The sequence below is a fragment of the Pseudoxanthomonas winnipegensis genome, from assembly GCF_030322905.1.
Lineage (GTDB): Bacteria > Pseudomonadota > Gammaproteobacteria > Xanthomonadales > Xanthomonadaceae > Pseudoxanthomonas_A > Pseudoxanthomonas_A winnipegensis.
This window is the reverse complement of record NZ_CP095475.1, coordinates 1,896,163-1,915,434: the sequence shown is the minus strand read 5'-3', so window position 1 is coordinate 1,915,434 and position 19,272 is coordinate 1,896,163. Positions and strand designations below refer to the sequence as shown.

The following is a 19,272-nucleotide window of genomic DNA, read 5'->3' as shown; positions in this document are numbered from 1 at the left end:
ATGGCGGACCGAGCCGAGGAGCCGTGCCCGGCCGGGTCGAGGCTGGTTGGCGAAGTCCGTGCCCCCACCCTGCGCTCCAACAAGAAGCAAAAACAACGAAGGCGGCATCGTCCGACGCCGCCTTCGTCTCAACGCTCCCTAAGCCGTCTCCTACTTCGCCGGCTGTACCGGCTTGGCTGGCTTCACGTAGGTGTCGAACCAGTTGAGCATCTCGTAGACCTCCTGGGCGTTGGACTCCAGGGCGGTGTACCAGTGCGGCTCGTGCGGCAGCATGACCAGGCGGGTGGTGCCGCCGTTGCCGCGGATGGCCTGGTAGAGCTTGATTGACTGGAACGGCTCGGTGCCGGGGTTGGCGTCGTCCTCGCCGTGCATCAGCAGCAGCGGAAGCTTGATCTTGTCGGCATAGAAGTACGGCGAGGCCTTCAGGTACACATCGCGGGCCTGCCACAGCGAGCGGCGCTCGTTCTGGAAGCCGAACGGGGTGAAGGTCTTGTTGTACGAGCCGCTGGTGGCCATGCCGGCGCGGAACAGGTCGGTGTGCGCAATCAGGTTGGCCGTCATCAGCGCGCCGTGGCTGTGGCCGGTGACGCCGATGCGATCGCGGTCGACCACGCCCAGCTCGACCGCCTTGTCCACCGCGGCCTTGGCGTCGGCGGTGAGCTGCTCCAGGTAGGTGTCGTAGGCGGTCTTGGGATCGCCGACGATGGGGAAGCTGGCGTTGTCGATGATCGCGTAGCCGGCCAGCAGCAGCAGGCGGTAGTACGGCAGGCGGGTGAAGGTGTTCTGCGACCCGCTCACCTGCCCGGCCTGCGCGCTGGAGGCGAAGTCGGCCGGATACGCATACAGCACCGCCGGCAGGCGCGTGCCTTCCTTGTAGCCTGGCGGGGTGTAGAGGGTGAAGGACAGGTCCAGCCCGTCGGCGCGCTTGTAGGTGACCAGGCGCTTCTTGATCTGGCGCACTTCCGGCGTCGGGTCGGGCAGATGGGTCAGCGCGCTGCCCTGCGAGGCGAACTGCGCCTCGCCTTCGGCCGCGTCGGCCAGCGGCTGGCCCAGCGTGCGCAGGTAGGCGTTGGGCGGATCCACCAGCGACTGGTGCCAGGTCAGGAACTGGCCCGCGGCGGCGGTGAAGCCGAGGAACTGGTCGTAGTCGTCGGTGCCGCTGCGGAACAGGCGCTCGCTCTTCAGCGAATCCAGGTCCAGCCGGTCCAGGAACGGCCGGTCGCCCTGGGGCGAGGCGCCCTGCCCGCGCAGGAACACGCGGTTGCCGTCCTGGCGCACCACGACCGCGCCGTTGGGCAGGCGCCGGTACACGAACATGCCAGGGTCCTTGTACAGCTCGTCGCTGGACATGTCCCACAGCACGCGGCCCGGATCGCCCGGCTTGTCGATGTCCACGATGCGCGTGGTCTGCCAGTGGCGGTTCTCGTCGGACTCGAACTGGAACGACACGCCCGGCTGCGCGGTGAAGGCATAGCCGGAGAAGCGCTGCGCCGTGCGCGTGACTTCCACCGGCGCGGCGGTGAACGGCGCCTTGCGCATCAGCACGCGGTCGCGATGCGGCACGGTGACGTTCCAGTCGCCCTTGTCCAGCGCCTCGGCGTAGAGCAGCGTGGCCGGCTCGGTGGCGCGCCAGCCGAACTCGCGCGGGCCTTCGGGCACGCCGTGCACCGGCACGCGGTCGGCCAGCGGCAGCCGCGCGATCAGCGTGGATTTGCCGCTGGACACGTCCAGCACCGCCACATCGCGGGCGAAGCGCTGGTAGGTCACCGCATGCGAGTACGGCGCCTGGATCGCTTCGGTGCGCACGTGCACGCCATCGGGCGCGCCGTCGACATCGTCGTAGATCGCCGGGGCGCCGACATCGCGCACCTGGCCGCTGGCCGCATCGACCACCGCCAGCTGCGAGGTGCCGTAGTAGACGAAGCGCGCTTCGTCCAGCGGGCTCTTGAGCGTGTCGCGCGCCTCGTAGGTGCTGCTCTCGCCCTGCCCGCCCAGCGACTGCTGGATGTCCGGGCCGGAGGCGCCGTCGTCGACCGGCGCGGCGCCCTGGCCGGCGGGCACGCGCTTGACCAGCAGGGTCTTGCTGCCGTCCAGCCACTGCACGGCGCTGTTGAAGATCGGGTTGAGCGCCACGCCCGGCACCGGGTGCGCCTGGCCGCTGCGCGCATCGCCCAGCCACAGCTCGACCGAGGTCGGGGTGACGTTCTGGAAGGCGAACTGGGTGCCGTCCGGCGACCACATCGCCGCGCCCGGGCAGGCGCCGGCGGGCAGCGCGACCTTGCGCGTCTGGCCGCTGGCGATGTCCACCAGGGTGAAGTCGGCCACGCAGGCGGGAATGCCGTAGCCGGCCTGGGTGTCGTGGCGGCTGCGGTTGGCCGGCTCCAGACGCACGCCGGCCAGCTTGTAGTACGGCCGCGCGACGCGCTCGATGGACGGATAGGTCTGCGCGGTGGTCAGCAACAGACGCTGGCCGGTGGGATCGACGCTGGGCGTGGGCGGCGGCGGCGCCTTGAGCACCTTGAGCAGGTGTTCGGGCGGCGCGTCGTAGCCGGCCAGGGCCGGGCCGGCGGCGCAGAGGCCGATCAGGCCGGCGGCCAGCGCCGTCGACCAGCACTTTCCTTGAAGCTGCATGTCATTCCCCGAGGGCGAAAAGGACGCTGCCGCGCAGCGACGCCACGCAGCCGCCCGACTCTAGCACCGGCCTAGCGCGCCTTCTCTGGGCCGAAAGTCAGGGCCGGTGACCTCGCCGCGGCGTGCGGCTTTCCCCCGAATCGCGGTCCATCGGCTAGGCTTGCCGGCCATGTCGCCCGCCGCCCTGCCACTGAAAACCGTCCAGGCCACGCGCTATGTCACGCCGCTGCGCGAAGGCGGCTCGCTGCCGGCCGTGGTGGAGGCCGACGACGACGGGCTGTACGTGCTCAAGTTCCGTGGCGCCGGGCAAGGGCCCAAGGCGCTGATTGCCGAGCTCATCGCCGGCGAGCTGGCGCGTGCGCTGGAGCTGCCGGTGCCCGAGATCGCCCTGGTCGAGCTGGATCGCGAGTTCGCCCGCACCGAGCCCGATCCGGAGATCCAGGACCTAATCCGCGCCAGCGAAGGCCTCAACCTGGGCCTGGACTATCTGCCCGGCGCGCTCAACTACGACCCGGCGGCGATGGCGGTCGAGGCGCGGCTGGCCTCGCGCATCGTCTGGTTCGACGCCTTCATCAGCAACGTCGACCGCACCGCGCGCAATCCCAACCTGATGGTCTGGCATCGCCGGCCCTGGCTGATCGATCACGGCGCGGCGCTTTACTTCCACCACGACTGGGAGCATGCCGGCCAGGCCTGCGAGCGCCCGTTCGTGCTGATCCGCGACCACGTGCTGCTGCCCTTCGCCGACCAGATCGCCCAGGCCGACGCCGAACTGGCGCCGCGGCTGACCGATGCGCTGATCGAGCGCATCGCCGCGGCCGTGCCCGACGCCTGGCTGGAGGGCGAGCCGTTCTTCGCGGACGTGGCCGCGCATCGCCAGGCCTATGTCGACTACCTCAAGCGGCGCCGCGACGCGCGCGCCGCCTTCGTGCAGGAGGCCATCGATGCCCACGCTGCACACGTATGACTATGCGGTCATCCGCGTGGTGCCGCGGGTGGAGCGCGAGGAGTTCATCAACGTCGGGGTGATCGTCTCCTGCCCCGGCGCGCGCCAGCTGCAGGCCGCGGTGGAGATCGACGAACCGCGCCTGCGCGCCTTCGCCCCGGCGTTGGACCTGGAGACCACGCGCGCCTGGCTGGACGCGCTGGTGGCGGTGTGTCGCGGCGATGCGGGCGCCGGCCCGGTGGCGCAGCTGCCGCCGCGCGCGCGCTTCCACTTCCTTACCGCCCGGCGCAGCGCCATCGTCCAGGTCTCGCCTACCCACGTGGGCCGCACCAGCCAGCCCGAAAATATCGTCGAGCACCTGCTGCAGCGCATGGTCCGCTTGCCGCGCTGAAGCGCGCGGCGCTGTGCAGCGCAACGTGACCGACGCGGGCCGGCGTGCTCAGATCGCGCGCTCCCCACCTTGGAATCGGGCGCCATGGCCCAGATCGCCGCCACCGAATTCGAACAGGCCACGCTGGAGGTCCAGACCCTGCCCGAACGGCCCGACAACGACACCCTGCTGCGCCTGTACGGCCTGTACAAACAAGGCACCGAGGGCGATGTGCACGGCAACAAGCCGGGCTTCTTCGACTACGTCGGCAGCGCCAAGTACGAGGCGTGGGAGCGCCTGCGCGGCACCGCGCAGGAGGTCGCGCAGCGCCGTTATGTGACGCTGGTACGCGAACTGCTCGACGAGGCCGGCGGCGCGACGCGGCGATGACGTGACCTGACGCCAGGCCCTGCTACGGTCCGCGCTCCCTTCGAGAAAGCGAGTCGCGTGCCATGGCCAAGGTCCTCGTCCTGTACTACTCCGCCTACGGGCATGTCGAAGCGATGGCCCAGGCCGTCGCCGAAGGCGCGCGCAGCGCCGGCGCACAGGTGGACATCAAGCGCGTGCCCGAGCTGGTGCCCGAGGAGGTCGCCAAGGCCTCGCATTACAAGCTCGACCAGGCCGCGCCGATCGCCAGGATCGACGAGCTGGCCGACTACGACGCCATCATGATCGGCGTGGGCACGCGCTTCGGCCGCATGGCCTCGCAGATGGCCAACTTCCTCGATCAGGCCGGCGGCCTGTGGGCCAAGGGCGCCATGCAAGGCAAGGTCGGCGCGGCCTTCACCTCCACCGCCACCCAGCACGGCGGCCAGGAGACCACGCTGTTCTCGATCATCACCAACCTGCTGCACTTCGGCATGGTGGTCGTGGGCCTGGACTACGGCTTCAAGGAGATGATGACGCTGGACGAGGTCGCCGGCGGCGCGCCCTACGGCGCCACCACCCTGGCCGGCGGCGACGGCGCCCGCCAGCCCTCCAAGATCGACCTGGACGGCGCCCGCTACCAGGGCCAGCGCGTGGCGCAGACCGCGATCAAGCTGCATGGCTGAGTAATCTGCCCCTCCCTTTGTCCGCAGGCCAAGGGGAGCTTGAAGTCGCGGCTAGCGGTTTAGCGGAAGGTTCGCTTTTCGCGGGAAGGGCAGCGGCAGCGGCAACGGCAACGGCAAAAACAAAAGCAAAAACACCCCCTCCCAACCTCCCCCTTCGCTGCGCGAAAGGGGAGGCGCTGTTTCTCGGCTCGGCGATAGCACCGCGCGTTTCAGCCATTCCGCGCTTTCTGCTGTCGTGGGAGCAACCGTCTCCTCAAATCTCAGCGGCATGCCTGTAGAGCGGAGCTTGCTCCGCTGCTTTCGGCCGGATCATGGGACGGCCCCAGCGGAGCAAGCTCCGCTCTACAGGTGGGAGCCGCCATGGCGGCGATGAGGCTCTACCGGTAAAGCCACTCGCCGCCATGGCGGCTCCCTCATGATGCCGGCGCCCTCCTCGGCCTCCGGACCTGCATGCGTGCATCGGCCTTGGACCTGCACGCGCGCTAGCGCAACAGGCAAAACGCCTCAAGGCCGTGCGGTGGCGATAACTTCGTCACCGCCACCAAGGCCCGATCACCGCACCTCCTGCAGCGCCACCGCCCGCTCCGCAGCCGCCGCGCCCGGCGACGGCGGCGGCAGGCTTTCGGCCGCGACGTACTCGGGCCAGCCGCCGGCCAGCGCGGCGTACAGCTGCACCATCGCCACGCCGCTGCGCACGCGGCCCTGGATCGCCGCGTCCTGGCTGTCCAGGCGCGTGCGCTCGGCCTCGAGCATGTCCAGCGTGTCGATCGCGCCGTTGTCCAGCCGCAGGCGGGCCACCTGCGCGGCGCGCGTGCCGGCCTGCGCGGCCTGATCCAGATGGGCCGATTCGGTCCGGCTGCGATCCACCCGCACCAGCGCGTTCTCGGTGTCCTCCAGCGCGCGCAGCACGGTCTGCTGATAGGCCGCCAGGTCCTGCGCGGTCTGCGCGTTCGCCGCCGCAATGCGCGCACGCACGCGGCCCACGTTGAGGAAACCGCCGTCCAGGCCGAGCGACAGCACGCGCGTCTCGCTGTCGCGGGCGAACAACGCGCCGCTGCCCAGCGCCTGCGTGCCGAACAAGGCCCCCAGGCTGAAGCGCGGGAACAGATCCGCCGTGGCCACGCCGACGCGCGCGGTGGCGGCGGCCACCCGACGCTCGGCCGCCGCCACGTCCGGACGGCGACGCAGCAGGTCCGACGGCGTGCCCGGCAGCGGCGCCGCCGGCAGGGTCGGCAATGCGCCGCTGGTCATCAGCTCGGCGGCCATCGACTCCGGCGTGGCGCCCACCAGCACCGCGATACGGTTGGCCGCCACGGCCTCGGCCGCTTCCAGCGAGGGAATGCGCGCCAGCGTGGCTTCCAGCTGCGCGCGGCCGCGGTCCACATCGAAGGCATCGCTGAAGCCGGCCTCCGTGCGCGCCTGCAGCAGCTTGAGCGTGCGCTCCTGCGTGGCGGCGTTCTCACGGGCGATGTCCAGCTGCGACTGCAGGCCGCGCAGTTCGAACCAGCCCTGCGCCACGCTGGCGGCGATGGCCACCTGCATGGCGGCCAGGTCGGCCGACGCCGCCTGCGCATCGGCGCGGCTGGCTTCGCTGGCGCGCCGCAGGCGGCCGAACAGATCCAGCTCCCAGCTCACGCCCAGCCCGCCGACGTAGTTGTGCGTGTCGCGCCCATCGCGATCCACGCCCGGCGCCTGATCGGCGCTGCTGCGCACGCGCTCGGCCTGCGCATTGGCGTCCAGCTGCGGCAGCCGCGCGTAGCCGGCGTCGCGGGACAGCGCGCGGGCCTGGTCGTAGCGCGCCAGGGCGATACGCACATCGTGGTTCTGCAGCAGCGCGCGTTCGACCAGGGAGGACAGCTGCGGATCGTTGAAGGCCCGCCAGAACTCGCGCTCGGCCGTGGTCTCGCTGCCGGCGACCTGCGCGGTCACCGGCGCCTGCACGAAGGTCTCCGCGCGCGGCGCATCGGCACGCACGTAGTCCGGCCCGACCGTGCAGGCGGCCAGCAGCGCCGAGGCGACGCCGATGCCCAATACATGCCTCACCATGGCAGCACCTGTCCCAGGTAAGTGAAACTTCCGGTCGGGCCGTCGGCGCCGATCAGCGCCATCTGCACGCTGGTCTTGGCGCCTTCCGGCACGTCGATCTCGCCGCGCTGCTCGCCGTCGCTGTAGTTCATCTCGGTCTTCACGTAGCCCGGATGGATGGTGTTGACCTTGATCGGCGTGTCGCGCAGCTCGTAGGCCAGGTGGATGGTCCACGCGTTGACCGCGCTCTTGGACACGTCGTAGGCCGGGATCTTGAAGTGGTAGATGAACGAGTCCGGGTCGCTGTGCAGGGTCAGCGAGCCCAGCGCGCTGGACACGTTGACGATGCGCCCGGCCTCGGAGGCCTTGATCAGCGGCAGGAACGCCTGGGTGGTCTCGACCAGGCCGAACAGGTTGGTGTCGAAGGTCTTGCGCCAGGTCTGCAACGACTGCTCGGAGGGCAGCTTGTCGCTCTCGTCGGCGACGATGCCGGCGTTGTTGATCAGGATGTCCAGCTTGCCGTGACGGCCCTGCACGGCCTGGACCGCGGCGGTGATGCTGGCCGTGTCGGTGACGTCCAGCTGCAGCGCCTCGACCGACAGGCCCTCGGCCTGCAGCGTCTGCGCGACCTGCTCGGCAGCCTGCTGACTGCGGCCGGCCAGGATCACATGCACGCCGGCCTGGGCCAGCTGGCGCACGGTCTCGGCGCCGATGCCGCGGGTGGCGCCGGTGACCAGCGCGATCTTCTTGGAAGTGTTCATGTCATAGCTCCGTGTTGGGAACGAGAAGGAAGGACGCGCTCAGTGCGCGGTTTGCGGATGGGTCTGCGCCAGGGCCGGGGCCGCGTCGTGATGGACCAGCTGACGGCCGGACAGCTTGCGCAGGGCCACGTAGAACACCGGGGTCAGGAACAGGCCGAACAGGGTCACGCCCAGCATGCCAGCGAATACCGTCACGCCCGTGGCCGCGCGCACCTCGGCGCCGGCACCGTGCGAGAACACCAGCGGCACCGTGCCGGCGATGAAGGCGATGGAGGTCATCACGATCGGGCGCAGACGCAGGCGGCAGGCTTCCAGGGCGGATTCGACGATGCCCTTGCCGCCCAGCTCCAGCTCGCGGGCGAACTCGACGATCAGGATCGCGTTCTTGCACGCCAGGCCCATCAGCACCACCAGGCCGACCTGCACGAACACGTTGTTGTCGCCGCCGCTGAGCCACACGCCGAACAGCGCGGACAGCAGCGTCATCGGCACGATCAGGATCACCGCCAGCGGCAGGGTCCAGCTTTCGTACAGCGCGGCCAGCACCAGGAAGGCCAGCATCACCGCCAGCGGGAACACCACCATCGCCGCCTTGCCCTGGCTGGCCTGCTGATAGCTCAGGTCGGTCCATTCGATATGCATGCCATTGGGCAGCACCTGGGCGGCCAGGTCGGTCAGCTTCTGCATCGCCTCGGCCGAGGACAGCACGCGCGCATCGGCCTCGCCGGCCAGGTCGGCGGCCGGATAGCCGTTGTAGCGCAGCACCGGGTCGGGGCCGTAGGTCTGCTTGATGTCCACCATCGAGCCCACCGGCACCATCTGCCCGGCGGCATTGCGCACCTTCAGGCGGGCGATGTCCTCGACCGTCTCGCGGTACGGCGCATCGGCCTGGGCGATCACCTGCCAGGTGCGGCCGAACTGGTTGAAGTCGTTGACGTAGGCCGAACCCAGATAGGTCTGCAAGGTGTCGAACAGGTCGGTCAGCGCCACGCCCTGGGCCTTGGCCTTGGTGCGGTCCACCTGCGCATCCAGCTGCGGCACGTTGGCCTGGTAGGTGCCGATCGGGAAGCTCATGCCCGGCACCTGCGACACCGCGCCCTGGAATTGGCTGACCGCGTTCTGCAGCGCGCCGTAGCCCAGGTTGCCGCGGTCCTCGATGAACATCTGGTAGCCGTTGCCGTTGCCCAGACCCAGGATCGGCGGCGGCATCATCGAGAAGGTCAGGCCCTCGCCCAGCGAGGAGATCTTGCGGTTGATCTCGGCATTGATCTCCAGCGCGCTGCGATGGCGCTCGGCAAACGGCTTGAGCGTCAGGAACACCACGCCGGTATTGGGCGTGTTGGTGAACTGCAGCGCGTTGAGGCCGGGGAAGGAGATCGAGTGCGACACGCCCTCGGTGTGCATGGCGATGTCCGAGACCTTGCGCAGCAGCGCGTCGGTGCGCTCGATCGAGGCGCCTTCGGGCAGCTTCACGCCGGCGATCAGGTACATCTTGTCCTGGGTCGGGATGAAGCCGGCCGGCACCGCCTTGAACATCACGCCGGTGGCCAGCAGCAGGCCGATGTAGATCGCGAACACGATGCCGCGGCGGCCCAGGATGCGCGAGACCGTGCCCTGGTAGCGCGACGAGCTGCGGTTGAAGAAGCGGTTGAACGGGCGGAACACCCAGCGGCCGAATACCCGCTCCATGCCGCGCGACAGCGCGTCCTTGGGCGCGTCGTGGCCCTTGAGCAGGCGCGCGGCCAGGGCCGGCGACAGGGTCAGCGAGTTGATCGCCGAGATCACCGTGGAGATGGCGATGGTCACCGCGAACTGCTTGTAGAACTGGCCGGTCACGCCGGACAGGAACGCCATCGGCACGAACACCGCGCACAGCACCAGCGCGATGGCGATGATCGGCCCGGAGACCTCCTTCATCGCCTGGTGCGCCGCGGCCAGCGGGGTCAGGCCTTCCTCGATGTTGCGCTCGACGTTCTCCACCACCACGATCGCATCGTCCACCACGATGCCGATCGCCAGCACCAGGCCGAACAGCGTTAGGGTGTTGATCGAGAAGCCCAGCAGGTACAGCGCCGCGAAGGTGCCCACCACCGATACCGGCACGGCGATCAGCGGGATGATCGAGGCGCGCCAGGTCTGCAGGAACAGGATCACCACCAGCACCACCAGCAGCACGGCCTCCAGCAGGGTGTGCACCACCGCGCTGATCGAATCGCGCACGAAGATCGTGGTGTCGTAGACCGCCTCGTACTTGACGTCCTCGGGGAACTGCTTGGTCAGCTCGTCCATGGTCGCGATGACCTCATCGCGAATCTGCAGCGCATTGGCGCCGGGCGCCTGGAAGATGCCGATGCCGACCGCGTTCTTGCCGTCCAGCTGCGAGCGCAGCGTGTAGTCGCCGGCGCCCAGCTCCAGCCGCGCCACGTCGCGCAGGCGCACCACCTGGCCGTCGCTGCCGGTCTTGAGCACGATGTCGCCGAACTCCTGCTCGGTGCGCAGCCGGCCCTGGGCGTTGATCAGGGTCAGGAACTTGCTTCCCGGCATGGGCTCGGCGCCGAGCTGGCCGGCGGAGACCTGCACGTTCTGCTCACGCATGGCACCGACCACGTCGCTGGCGTTCAGGCCCAGCGCGGCGATGCGCTCGGGGTCGAGCCAGGCGCGCATGGCGTAATCGCCGCCGCCGAACACCTGCGCATCGCCCACGCCCTGGATGCGCGCCAGCGCGTCCTTGACGTGCAGGCGCGCGTAGTTGCGCAGGTACAGGCTGTCGTACTCGCCCTTGGGCGAGGTCAGGTGCACCACCATCAGGAAGGTCGGCGACTGCTTCTGCACCGTCACGCCCTGGCGGCGCACGTCCTCGGGCAGGCGCGCATTGGCCTGGGCCACGCGGTTCTGCACCTTGACCGCCGCATCGTCGGCGTCGGTGCCGGGGCGGAAGGTGACGGTCATCTGCAGCACGCCGTCCGAGCCGGCCACCGACTTGAGATACATCATGTTCTCGACGCCGTTGATCTGCTCCTCCAGCGGCGTGGCCACGGTCTCGGCGATGACCTTGGGATTGGCGCCCGGGTACACCGTGCGCACCACCACGGACGGCGGCACCACTTCGGGGTATTCGCCGGTGGGCAGCAGCGGCAGCGCGATTAGGCCCGCGGCGAAGATCACGATGGACAACACGGCGGCGAAGATCGGCCGGTCGATGAAGAATCTGGAAATGTTCATGGGGTGGTGTTCCTGAAAGTGAGCGACGCCGCCCTCGCTCCTTTCCCGGAGCGAGGCTTCATTGCGTGTTGCATTCCTGCCTGTGGGGTGGAGGTGGGAGCCGCCATGGCGGCGATAGGGCTCTACAGGCAATGCCCATCGCCGCCATGGCGGCTCCCACCCCACCCGGCCGCGCTAGTTCATCGCGGTGGTGCGCTGCTCGGCCGGCTTGGCCGCCGGCGGCTGCATCGCCACCGTCTTGGCCTGCACCGGCATGCCGGGCATGAAGATCTTCTGCACGCCCTCGACCACGACCTTGTCGCCGGCCTGCAGACCGCCGTTGACGATGCGCAGCCCGTCGGCCAGGCGGCCGAGCTGCACATCGCGGCGCTGCGCCTTGCCCTGCGCATCGACCACGTAGACGTACTTGCGGTCCTGGTCGGTGAGGATGGCCGCATCGTCGACCAGCATCGCCTTGAACTCGCCGCTGCCCGGCAGGCGCACGCGCGCGTACAGGCCGGGCACCAGGCTGCGGTCGGCGTTGTCCATCAGCGCACGCACGCGGATGGTGCCGGTGCCGGGCGAGAGCTGGTTGTCGACGAAGTCCACCTGTCCGGCGTGCGGATAGCCGTCCTCGCCGACCAGCGCCACCTGCACCGGCAGGCCGCCCTCGCGGCCGCTGGGCCGCTGGCCCTTGCGCGCCAGTTCGGCGTAGCGCAGGAAGGTGGTCTCGTCCGCGTCGAAGTGCACCTGCACCTGGTCGGACACCACCGTGGTCAGCACGCTGGCCGCATCGCCGGCGCCGACCAGGTTGCCGGCGGTGACCAGCGCGCGGCCGGCGCGGCCGTCGATGGGCGCGCGCACCTTGGTCCATTCCAGGTCCAGACGCGCGGCGTCGACCGCGGCCTGCGCGGCCTGCACCTCGGCGGCGGCCTCGTTGGACGTGGCGCGGCGCTGTTCGTACAGCTCGGTGGACATGGCCTGCTGATCGGCCAGCTTGCGGGCACGATCGGCCTCGCCGGTGGCCTGGCTGGCGGCGCTGCGCGCGCGGGCCAGCTGGGCCTGGGCCTGGGCCAGCGCGGCGCGATAGCTGCGCGCGTCGATGGTGAACAGCACCGTGCCCGCCTTGACCTCATCGCCCTCGCGGTAATTGACCGACTCGATGTAGCCCGACACGCGCGGACGCAGCTGCACGGTCTGCACCGCTTCGATGCGGCCGCTGAATTCGTCCCACTGGCGAATGGGCTTGATCAGCACCGGGGCGACGCTCACCGCGGGCGGCGGCGGGGCGGCGGTCTCGGCGGCGTTGCTGTTGCAGCCGGCGATCACCGCCACCGACAAGGCCAGCAGCGCGAAGGAGGACAGGCGACGGGCGCGGAAGAAGGAGTCGGTGCGGGAAGGATTCATGACGAAGACTCTGGTGGGGAGAACGAAAAGGCGCGACGAGGTTGCGACCTCAACCACGGTTGAGGTCAAGCGAAGAGACGGTGGGCGCGCTGGGCAGCGCGTCGAACAGGGTGCGTACCGGCGGCGGCACCCACGCCGCATCGAACGGCACGACGGCGCGCACGCGGCCGGAGGCGGCCGGGCGCAGCAGTTCGACCGCCCTGCGGCCCACGCTCAGCGCATCGGGCCAGCCGGCGCAGGCATGGGCGCGGTTCTTCGGCGTGGACAGCGGGTGGGCCACGGCCAGCAGCTGCACGCGCACGCCCAGCGGGACGGCTTCCTCGTGCAGCACCTTGGCCAGCATGTGCAGGGCGGCCGAGCCGACCGAGGCGTGGCCGTGTCCGGCCCAGCCGCACTCGGTGGCCGGCCCGCCCAGGATCACGTAGTGGCGCGTGCCGTCCTGGTCCTGCAGCAGCGGCAGCAGATGGCGCGCCAGCGCCAGGTGCGCGACCACGTCGTGCGACAGGCGCTGCTCCAGGCGGGCGGCGGGCTGGTCCAGCAGGCGCCCGCTGGTCGAGGGGGCGAACAGATGCGCGAACACGGCATGCAGGTGCACGCCATGCGCCCGCACCTGCTCCGCCAGCGCGGCGGCGGCCGCCTCGTCGAGCGGCAGCGGCTGGCGCAGCAGGTGCAGGCCGGGCTCTTCGCCATGGGCCTGGGCCAGCGCGTCCATCATCTCGCCCGGCGCGCCCACCGCCACGACCGGGCAGCCGGCCTCGATCAGCGCGGCGACCACGCCGGCACCGGCCGCGCCATCGGCGCCGAGCACCAGCGAGGCGGCCAACGGGGTGGTGGGCTTGATCATCCCACTCATGGGAGTTTTCCTCCCGCCATCGGGATAATCCCGAAATCGCGACCCAGCCGACCGGTGACCCGGGCCGCACCCAGCTGATTGCGGCGGCTCGGGCCAAAGTCGCGGAAACCCGCGTCCTGCCGGGCGCGCAGCAAGGTAGAGACCGGTGAAATCTCCATTTTCCGGCGGTTCTCGGGGGCCAGGAAGCGGCGCAGGCGGGTCAGCAGGGACATGGCGGTGGGCCAGGTGATCAGGACAGGTCGCCACCTTAGGCCTGCATGCAGGACTTGATTAGTCCAGATTTAGGGGAATAATCATCCCGCTCCCGGTCCAATCCCTCTTCCCCCGCCAAGGAGGACTCAAATGTCCCACGATCTCAACGACACCCTGATCTTCGTCAAGGTGGTCGAGAAGGGCAGCTTCGTCGGCGCCGCCAGCGCACTGCGGCTGCCCAAGACCACGGTCAGCCGCAAGGTCCAGGAGCTGGAAACGCGCCTGGGCGCGCAGCTCCTGCACCGCACCACGCGCAAGCTCGGCCTGACCGAAGCCGGCAACGTCTACTACGAACACTGCCAGCGCATCGCGCGCGAACTGGCCGAGGCCGAGAGTGCCGTCGGCCAGCTGCATGCCGGCCCGCGCGGCTGGCTGCGCGTCACCGCGCCCTATTCCATCGGCATCGACAAGATCGCCCCGCTGCTCGGCGAATTCCATGCGCGCCATCCGGAGGTGCGGGTGGAGATGCTGCTGAGCAACGAGCCGATGGACCTGATCGGTGGCGAGGTCGATGTGGCCTTGCGCCTGGGCAACCTGCCCGACTCCAACCTGATCGCACGCAAGCTGGGCGTGCTGTACACGCAGGTGTTCGCCGCCAACAGCTATATCGCCCGGCATGGCGAGCCGCTGCACCCGGACGATCTGCAATACCACCGCACCTTCGCCATGACCAAGCACCGCCAGGGCCACAGCTACAGCTGGTCGCTGAACGATGGCAACGGCGCGCGGGAGTTCGCGATCAATCCGATCCTGGTGGCCAACGATCCATCGGCGCTCAAGGGCGCGCTGCTGTGCGGCGAGGGTCTGCTGCTTTCGGCCGACGTGATGGTCAAGCCCTTCGTCGAGCATGGTCTGGTCCAGCGCGTGCTGGCCGGCTGGACGGGTGGCGAGTACGAGCTCAACGCGGTCTTCCCGCGCGGGCATGTGCAGTCGCCCAAGGTGCGCGCCTTCGTCGACTTCCTGCTCGAACGCCTCAACCTGGAGATCGACTACATGAGCGCGCACTGCCCGCTGATGAAGGCGCAGGCCGGGCAGGAGCAGGACACCGAGCACGATGCGCGCCACGACGGCAAGCGCATCCTGGAGGAAGTGCTGAGCTGAGGCGACAGGTGACGGGCCGGCGCAGCTGTTGCGCCGGCTTCCGCGCAGTGGACACGAAAAAGCCGGCGCGAGGCCGGCTTTTTCGTGTGACTTGGTGGGCGGTGCAGGGATCGAACCTGCGACCCTTGCCGTGTGAAGGCAATGCTCTACCGCTGAGCTAACCGCCCTCGATGCGAGCCCTTGGGGCCGATCGGGGCGCAAATAGTAATGGCACTTCCCGGATCGGTCAAACCGTTTTTTTGGTTCCTCTCCCGGGCAGGGGATTGCGGCGCGTGAGCGGTTCTTTGCTTAAGAGGGGCATCGGTCCGGACGGGTGTGGCAGCGCGCCGGACAGCATCGTTCGCGGCGGCGCCAAGTGCGACAAGTCCTCGCGGAATGCCGACCTAATCCCGGACGAGCCGCCTGGTGGCTTTTCTGGCCAAGGGCGACCCCACCCGTAGAGCGGAGCTTGCTCCGCTAGGCCTTCCCGACGATCCGGCCGAGACGCAGCGAAACTTGCTCCGATGACCTTCCCGTCAATCCGGCCGAAATGCAGCGGAGCAAGCTCCGCTCTACAAGAAGGTCGCGATGTGATCGGAAGCGTGGCTTCCACCGAACGACGAGGCGGGGTTCGATCCGAGACAACGCCCGACCCGGCCACGACGTTCAGGCTGTCAGCGCTGGCATCTCCTTCAGCAACTTGTCCAGCGTCACCGGGTAGTCGCGCACGCGCACGCCGGTGGCGTTGTAGACCGCGTTGGCGATCGCCGCGGCCACGCCGCAGATGCCCAGCTCGCCCACGCCCTTGGCCTTCATCGGCGAGACGATCGGGTCGGTCTCTTCCAGGAAGATCACTTCCTGGTGCGGGATGTCGGCATGCACCGGCACCTCGTAGCCGGCCAGGTCGTGGTTGACGAAGAAGCCCAGCCGCTTGTCCACCACCAGCTCCTCCATCAGCGCCGCGCCGGCACCCATGGTCATCGCGCCGATCACCTGGCTGCGCGCGGACTTGGGGTTGAGGATGCGGCCGGCCGAACATACCGCCAGCATGCGGCGGATGCGGATCTCGGCGGTGGCGCTGTCCACCGCGACTTCGACGAAGTGGCCGCCGAAGGTGGACTGCTGGTACTTCTTGGCCAGATCGCCGTATTCCATCTTGTCCTCGGCCACCAGTTCGCCATCGGCCGCCGCATCGGCCAGCTTCTTGCGCTGGCCGCCGGCCACGACCAGGCCGTCCTCGAAGCGGGCGCTGTTCGCGTCCATGCCGAACTTGCCGGCCACGGCCTCGCGCAGCTTGACGCAGGCCGCGTACACGCCGGCCGTGGAGCTGTTGGCGCCCCACTGCCCGCCCGAACCGGCCGAGACCGGGAAGGACGAATCGCCCAACTCCACCTTCACTCGCTCCAGCGGCACGCCCATCATCTCCGCGGCGGTCTGGGCGAGGATGGTGTAGGTGCCGGTGCCGATGTCGGTCATGTCGGTCTGCACCGTAACCACGCCGTCCGCGCCCAAGCGCACGCGCGCGGCGGACTTCATGTTGAGGTTGTTGCGGAAGGCGGTGGCCATGCCCATGCCGATCAGCCAGCGTCCTTCGCGGCGGGTGCCGGGCTTGGCGCTGCGCTGGTTCCAGCCGAACTTGTCCGCGCCCATGCGCAGGCACTGGACCATGTGCCGCTGCGAGAACGGGCGCTCGGGATGGTTGGGATCGACCTGGGTGTCGTTGACGATGCGCAGTTCGACCGGGTCCATGGCCAGCTTCTCGGCCAGCTCGTCCATGGCCACTTCCAGCGCCATCATCCCCGAGGCCTCGCCCGGAGCGCGCATGGCGTTGCCTTCGGGCAGGTCGAGCACGGCCAGGCGCATGGCGGTCATGCGGTTCTCGCCCGCGTAGAGCAGCTGGCTCTGCGAGACGGCGGTCTCCGGCTGGCCACCTTCCAGATCGCCCGACCAGCTCTCGTGGCCGAACGCGGTGATCTTGCCCTCGCGCGTGGCACCCAGGCGGATGCGCTGCAGCGTGGCCGGTCGATGGGTGGTGTTGTTGATGATCAGCGGCCGCGGCAGGGTCACCTTCACAGGCCGCCCCACCGCCTTGGCGCCCAGCGCCGCCAGCACGGCATCGGAGCGCACGAACAGCTTCCCGCCGAAGCCGCCGCCGATATACGGCGACACCAGGCGCACCTTCTCCTTGGGGATACCCAGGGTCAGCGCCACGTCGCCCACGCTCCAGGCGATCATCTGGTTGGACGTCCACAGCGTCAGCTGATCGCCTTCCCACTGCGCGATGGAGGCGTGCGGCTCCATCATCGCGTGGCTGTGGTCGGGCGTGGTGTAGGTGGCATCCAGCTTGACCGGCGCGCTGGCGAAGGCGCCAGCGAAGTCGCCGTGCGCGGTGTCCTTGTTGTCCTGCGAATCGCTCGGCATCTTCGCCTGGCCCTTGGCCTTGGCTAAGTCGAAGGCGCCATCGCTGCGGGTGTAGTCGACCTTGATCAGATGCGCGGCGGCGCGCGCCTGCTCGAAAGTCTCGGCGACCACCAGCGCGACGGCCTGGTGATAGTGCTGGATCTCCGGGCCGCCGAGCAGGTGCGCGGTATTCATCTTGCCCTTGCCCAGCTTGCCGGCATTGGCCGCGGTGACGATGCCGAGTACGCCGGGTGCGGCCTTGGCCGCATCGGTGTCGATCGAGCGGATGCGGCCCTTGGCGATGGTGGCGCACACCGGATAGCCATAAACCTGGCCGGGCGCCACGTCATGATGCTCGTAGGCATAAGGCGCGGTGCCGGTAGTCTTGAGCGGCCCGTCGATGCGGTCCTGCGCGCGGCCCACGACCTTGCCCTGGTCGATCGGATTGGTGGTGGCGGGGGTATCGAATTTCATGCTGAGGCCCTCGCTTCGGCCAGGATCGCGCCCAGTGCCCGCTCGACCAGCGGCAGCTTGAAGGCGTTGTGTTCGGATGTCTTGGCGCCGGCCAGCAGCTGATCGGCCACGGCCTTGGCCCCCTGCGGCATGGCCGCGTCGGCCTCTGGCTTACGCCAGGGCTTGTGCGCCACGCCGCCCAGGGCCACCGCGCCACTTCCGTCGCGCTGCACGATCGCCGCCACCGACACCAGCGCGAAGGCGTAGGACGCGCGGTCGCGCACCTTGTGATAGACCTGCGTGCCGCCGACCGGCTTGGGCAGGGTCACGGCGGTGATGAACTCGCCGCGCTCCAGCGTGGTTTCCAGATGCGGTGTGTTGCCGGGCGCGCGATACAGCAGGTCCAGCGGAATGCGCCGGGTCTTGCCCTCGGCGTTGGTGGTCTCCACCGTCGCGTCCAGCGCGCGCATGGCCACGGCCATGTCGCTGGGGTGGGTGGCGATGCAGGCCGGGCTGGCACCGACGACGGCGAGGGTCCGGTTGAAGCCCTCGATCGCCGCACAGCCGCTGCCGGGCATGCGCTTGTTGCAGGCCTGGGCGGTGTCGTAGAAGTACGGGCAGCGCGTGCGCTGCAGCAGATTGCCGGCCGTGGTCGCCTTGTTGCGCAGCTGGCCCGAGGCGCCGGACACCAGGGCGCGCGACAGCAGCGGGTAGTCGCGACGCACGACCTTGTCGGCGGCCAGGTCTGTGTTGCGCACCAGCGCGCCGATGCGCAGGCCGCCTTCGTCGGTGGCCTCGATGCGGTCCAGCCCGACGCCGTTGACGTCCACCAGGTGGGTGGGCGTCTCGATCTGCAGCTTCATCAGGTCGATCAGGTTGGTGCCGCCGGCGATGAACTTGGCGTTGGGCGTCTTCAGCAGCGCGGCGGCGGCGTCCTTGGCCGATCCCGCACGCTCGTAGGAAAAGGCCTTCATGCGCGCTCTCCCGCCACGTCGCTCATCGCCTCGACGATGTTGGAATACGCACCACAGCGGCAGATGTTGCCGCTCATGCGCTCGCGCACCTCGTCGACCGTGAACTTGGGCCTGGCCTCAAGATCGCCGGTGACATGGCTGGGCACGCCCTGCTTGATCTCGTCCAGCACCGCTACCGCCGAGCAGATCTGCCCCGGCGTGCAGTAACCGCATTGGTAACCATCGTGTTTGACGAAGGCCGCCTGCATCGGATGCAGGTTGCCCGGCTGGCCCAGGCCTTCGATGGTGGTGACATTGCTGCCCTCGTGCATCACGGCGAAGCTCAGGCAGGTGTTGATGCGGCGCCCGTCCACCAGCGCCGTGCAGGCGCCGCACTGGCCGTGGTCGCAGCCCTTCTTGGTGCCGGTCAGCTTGAGATGCTCGCGCAGCGCGTCCAGCAGCGTGGTGCGCGTATCGACCTCGAGCGTGACCGGCTTGCCGTTGACCTCGAAGGCGACCCGCTGCCTGCTGATCTTCTCCGGCGCGGCCGGCGCGGCCATCGCCTGCGCGGTGGACGGCAGACTGGCCGAGGCGGCGCCGGCCGTCGAGACGGCGCCGGTGATCAGCAGATCGCGGCGCGTGAGTTTCACGTCGAATGAGGGATTCATGCCTGGCTGTTCCTTCCAGCTGGGTGGGATGGCGGACGCGAGACGGACGGCGTGGCCGCCCGTTCGACAATCGAAGCTGACCCCTAGCCTCGCCCGATCCCCGGCCACGGCGCGTGATGCCGATGTTCAGACCACGTGTTCGTGCGCGTCACGGGGTGACAGGTCGGTCAGAAGACTAGCGCGATATGGTGTGCGCTTCACATGCAGTGGCGCTCGGCGC

General features: G+C 69.4%; 15 protein-coding genes and 1 tRNA gene. 5 read left to right on the top strand and 11 right to left on the bottom strand.

Annotation, left to right across the window (positions count from 1 at the left end; translation table 11 throughout):
• Window positions 1–150: 150 nt before the first annotated feature.
• On the bottom strand, window positions 151–2,631 hold the full coding sequence (locus MWN52_RS08520) for a S9 family peptidase (RefSeq protein ID WP_286577457.1): 2,481 nt from the start codon (window positions 2,629–2,631) through the stop codon (window positions 151–153).
• A 169-nt stretch (window positions 2,632–2,800) separates the two neighbouring features.
• Between MWN52_RS08520 and MWN52_RS08515 the strand changes: the two genes are divergently transcribed.
• From MWN52_RS08515 to wrbA, 4 genes are all read left to right on the top strand, one after another.
• Window positions 2,801–3,598, top strand: a complete 798-nt coding sequence (locus tag MWN52_RS08515; protein WP_286577456.1) for a HipA family kinase — start codon at window positions 2,801–2,803, stop codon at window positions 3,596–3,598.
• On the top strand, window positions 3,576–3,968 hold the full coding sequence (locus tag MWN52_RS08510; protein ID WP_286577455.1) for a DUF3037 domain-containing protein: 393 nt from the start codon (window positions 3,576–3,578) through the stop codon (window positions 3,966–3,968). Before MWN52_RS08515 ends, MWN52_RS08510 begins: the two co-directional genes overlap by 23 nt.
• Window positions 3,969–4,052: 84 nt before the next feature.
• Complete coding sequence (locus MWN52_RS08505) at window positions 4,053–4,337, top strand: acyl-CoA-binding protein (protein ID WP_286577454.1); 285 nt, start codon at window positions 4,053–4,055, stop codon at window positions 4,335–4,337.
• Window positions 4,338–4,399: 62 nt separating this feature from the next.
• Window positions 4,400–4,999: an NAD(P)H:quinone oxidoreductase gene (gene wrbA / locus MWN52_RS08500; protein ID WP_286577453.1), complete on the top strand. Its 600-nt coding sequence runs from the start codon at window positions 4,400–4,402 to the stop codon at window positions 4,997–4,999.
• 552 nt (window positions 5,000–5,551) lie between these two features.
• On the opposite strand, the gene MWN52_RS08495 is transcribed toward wrbA, so the two are convergent.
• The 6 genes from MWN52_RS08495 to MWN52_RS08470 form a co-directional block, all read right to left on the bottom strand.
• On the bottom strand, window positions 5,552–7,045 hold the full coding sequence (locus MWN52_RS08495; RefSeq protein WP_131660637.1) for an efflux transporter outer membrane subunit: 1,494 nt from the start codon (window positions 7,043–7,045) through the stop codon (window positions 5,552–5,554).
• Window positions 7,039–7,785 (bottom strand): SDR family oxidoreductase, encoded by a 747-nt coding sequence (locus tag MWN52_RS08490; protein ID WP_286577451.1) that lies wholly within the window; start codon window positions 7,783–7,785, stop codon window positions 7,039–7,041. The genes MWN52_RS08495 and MWN52_RS08490 overlap by 7 nt, the downstream gene beginning before the upstream one ends.
• Window positions 7,786–7,824: 39 nt before the next feature.
• Window positions 7,825–11,007, bottom strand: coding sequence for an efflux RND transporter permease subunit (locus tag MWN52_RS08485; protein ID WP_286577450.1), 3,183 nt, complete (start codon window positions 11,005–11,007; stop codon window positions 7,825–7,827).
• Between the two features lie 174 nt (window positions 11,008–11,181).
• Window positions 11,182–12,393 carry an efflux RND transporter periplasmic adaptor subunit gene (locus tag MWN52_RS08480; protein ID WP_130533994.1) on the bottom strand — a complete coding sequence of 404 codons (1,212 nt, stop codon included), beginning with the start codon at window positions 12,391–12,393 and terminating at the stop codon, window positions 11,182–11,184.
• Window positions 12,394–12,442: 49 nt separating this feature from the next.
• Entirely contained in the window at window positions 12,443–13,246 is an 804-nt protein-coding gene (locus MWN52_RS08475; RefSeq protein WP_286577448.1) for an SDR family oxidoreductase, read from the bottom strand.
• Entirely contained in the window at window positions 13,243–13,458 is a 216-nt protein-coding gene (locus tag MWN52_RS08470) for a hypothetical protein (protein ID WP_286577447.1), read from the bottom strand. The genes MWN52_RS08475 and MWN52_RS08470 overlap by 4 nt, the downstream gene beginning before the upstream one ends.
• Window positions 13,459–13,588: 130 nt before the next feature.
• Here MWN52_RS08470 and MWN52_RS08465 point away from each other — a divergent pair, with 130 nt between their 5' ends.
• Window positions 13,589–14,599 (top strand): LysR family transcriptional regulator, encoded by a 1,011-nt coding sequence (locus MWN52_RS08465; RefSeq protein ID WP_286577446.1) that lies wholly within the window; start codon window positions 13,589–13,591, stop codon window positions 14,597–14,599.
• Between the two features lie 92 nt (window positions 14,600–14,691).
• Here the strand turns inward: MWN52_RS08465 and MWN52_RS08460 are convergent.
• From MWN52_RS08460 to paoA, 4 genes are all read right to left on the bottom strand, one after another.
• A tRNA-Val gene (locus MWN52_RS08460) sits at window positions 14,692–14,766 on the bottom strand.
• Between the two features lie 478 nt (window positions 14,767–15,244).
• Complete coding sequence (paoC, locus tag MWN52_RS08455) at window positions 15,245–17,452, bottom strand: aldehyde oxidoreductase molybdenum-binding subunit PaoC (RefSeq protein ID WP_286577445.1); 2,208 nt, start codon at window positions 17,450–17,452, stop codon at window positions 15,245–15,247.
• Window positions 17,449–18,405: an FAD binding domain-containing protein gene (locus MWN52_RS08450; protein WP_286577444.1), complete on the bottom strand. Its 957-nt coding sequence runs from the start codon at window positions 18,403–18,405 to the stop codon at window positions 17,449–17,451. Before MWN52_RS08450 ends, paoC begins: the two co-directional genes overlap by 4 nt.
• A complete protein-coding gene (paoA, locus tag MWN52_RS08445; RefSeq protein WP_286577443.1) occupies window positions 18,402–19,052 on the bottom strand; it encodes an aldehyde dehydrogenase iron-sulfur subunit PaoA in 651 nt (216 codons plus the stop codon). The genes MWN52_RS08450 and paoA overlap by 4 nt, the downstream gene beginning before the upstream one ends.
• Window positions 19,053–19,272: the final 220 nt, after the last annotated feature.

What these genes read in the sequence shown, in the direction of transcription:
- MWN52_RS08520 (WP_286577457.1), bottom strand. Translation starts at nt 2,631, where the DNA reads ATGCAGCTTCAAGGAAAGTGCTGGTCGACGGCGCTGGCCGCCGGCCTG.
- MWN52_RS08515 (WP_286577456.1), top strand. Translation starts at nt 2,801, where the DNA reads ATGTCGCCCGCCGCCCTGCCACTGAAAACCGTCCAGGCCACGCGCTAT.
- MWN52_RS08510 (WP_286577455.1), top strand. Translation starts at nt 3,576, where the DNA reads ATGCCCACGCTGCACACGTATGACTATGCGGTCATCCGCGTGGTGCCG.
- MWN52_RS08505 (WP_286577454.1), top strand. Translation starts at nt 4,053, where the DNA reads ATGGCCCAGATCGCCGCCACCGAATTCGAACAGGCCACGCTGGAGGTC.
- wrbA (WP_286577453.1), top strand. Translation starts at nt 4,400, where the DNA reads ATGGCCAAGGTCCTCGTCCTGTACTACTCCGCCTACGGGCATGTCGAA.
- MWN52_RS08495 (WP_131660637.1), bottom strand. Translation starts at nt 7,045, where the DNA reads ATGGTGAGGCATGTATTGGGCATCGGCGTCGCCTCGGCGCTGCTGGCC.
- MWN52_RS08490 (WP_286577451.1), bottom strand. Translation starts at nt 7,785, where the DNA reads ATGAACACTTCCAAGAAGATCGCGCTGGTCACCGGCGCCACCCGCGGC.
- MWN52_RS08485 (WP_286577450.1), bottom strand. Translation starts at nt 11,007, where the DNA reads ATGAACATTTCCAGATTCTTCATCGACCGGCCGATCTTCGCCGCCGTG.
- MWN52_RS08480 (WP_130533994.1), bottom strand. Translation starts at nt 12,393, where the DNA reads ATGAATCCTTCCCGCACCGACTCCTTCTTCCGCGCCCGTCGCCTGTCC.
- MWN52_RS08475 (WP_286577448.1), bottom strand. Translation starts at nt 13,246, where the DNA reads ATGAGTGGGATGATCAAGCCCACCACCCCGTTGGCCGCCTCGCTGGTG.
- MWN52_RS08470 (WP_286577447.1), bottom strand. Translation starts at nt 13,458, where the DNA reads ATGTCCCTGCTGACCCGCCTGCGCCGCTTCCTGGCCCCCGAGAACCGC.
- MWN52_RS08465 (WP_286577446.1), top strand. Translation starts at nt 13,589, where the DNA reads ATGTCCCACGATCTCAACGACACCCTGATCTTCGTCAAGGTGGTCGAG.
- paoC (WP_286577445.1), bottom strand. Translation starts at nt 17,452, where the DNA reads ATGAAATTCGATACCCCCGCCACCACCAATCCGATCGACCAGGGCAAG.
- MWN52_RS08450 (WP_286577444.1), bottom strand. Translation starts at nt 18,405, where the DNA reads ATGAAGGCCTTTTCCTACGAGCGTGCGGGATCGGCCAAGGACGCCGCC.
- paoA (WP_286577443.1), bottom strand. Translation starts at nt 19,052, where the DNA reads ATGAATCCCTCATTCGACGTGAAACTCACGCGCCGCGATCTGCTGATC.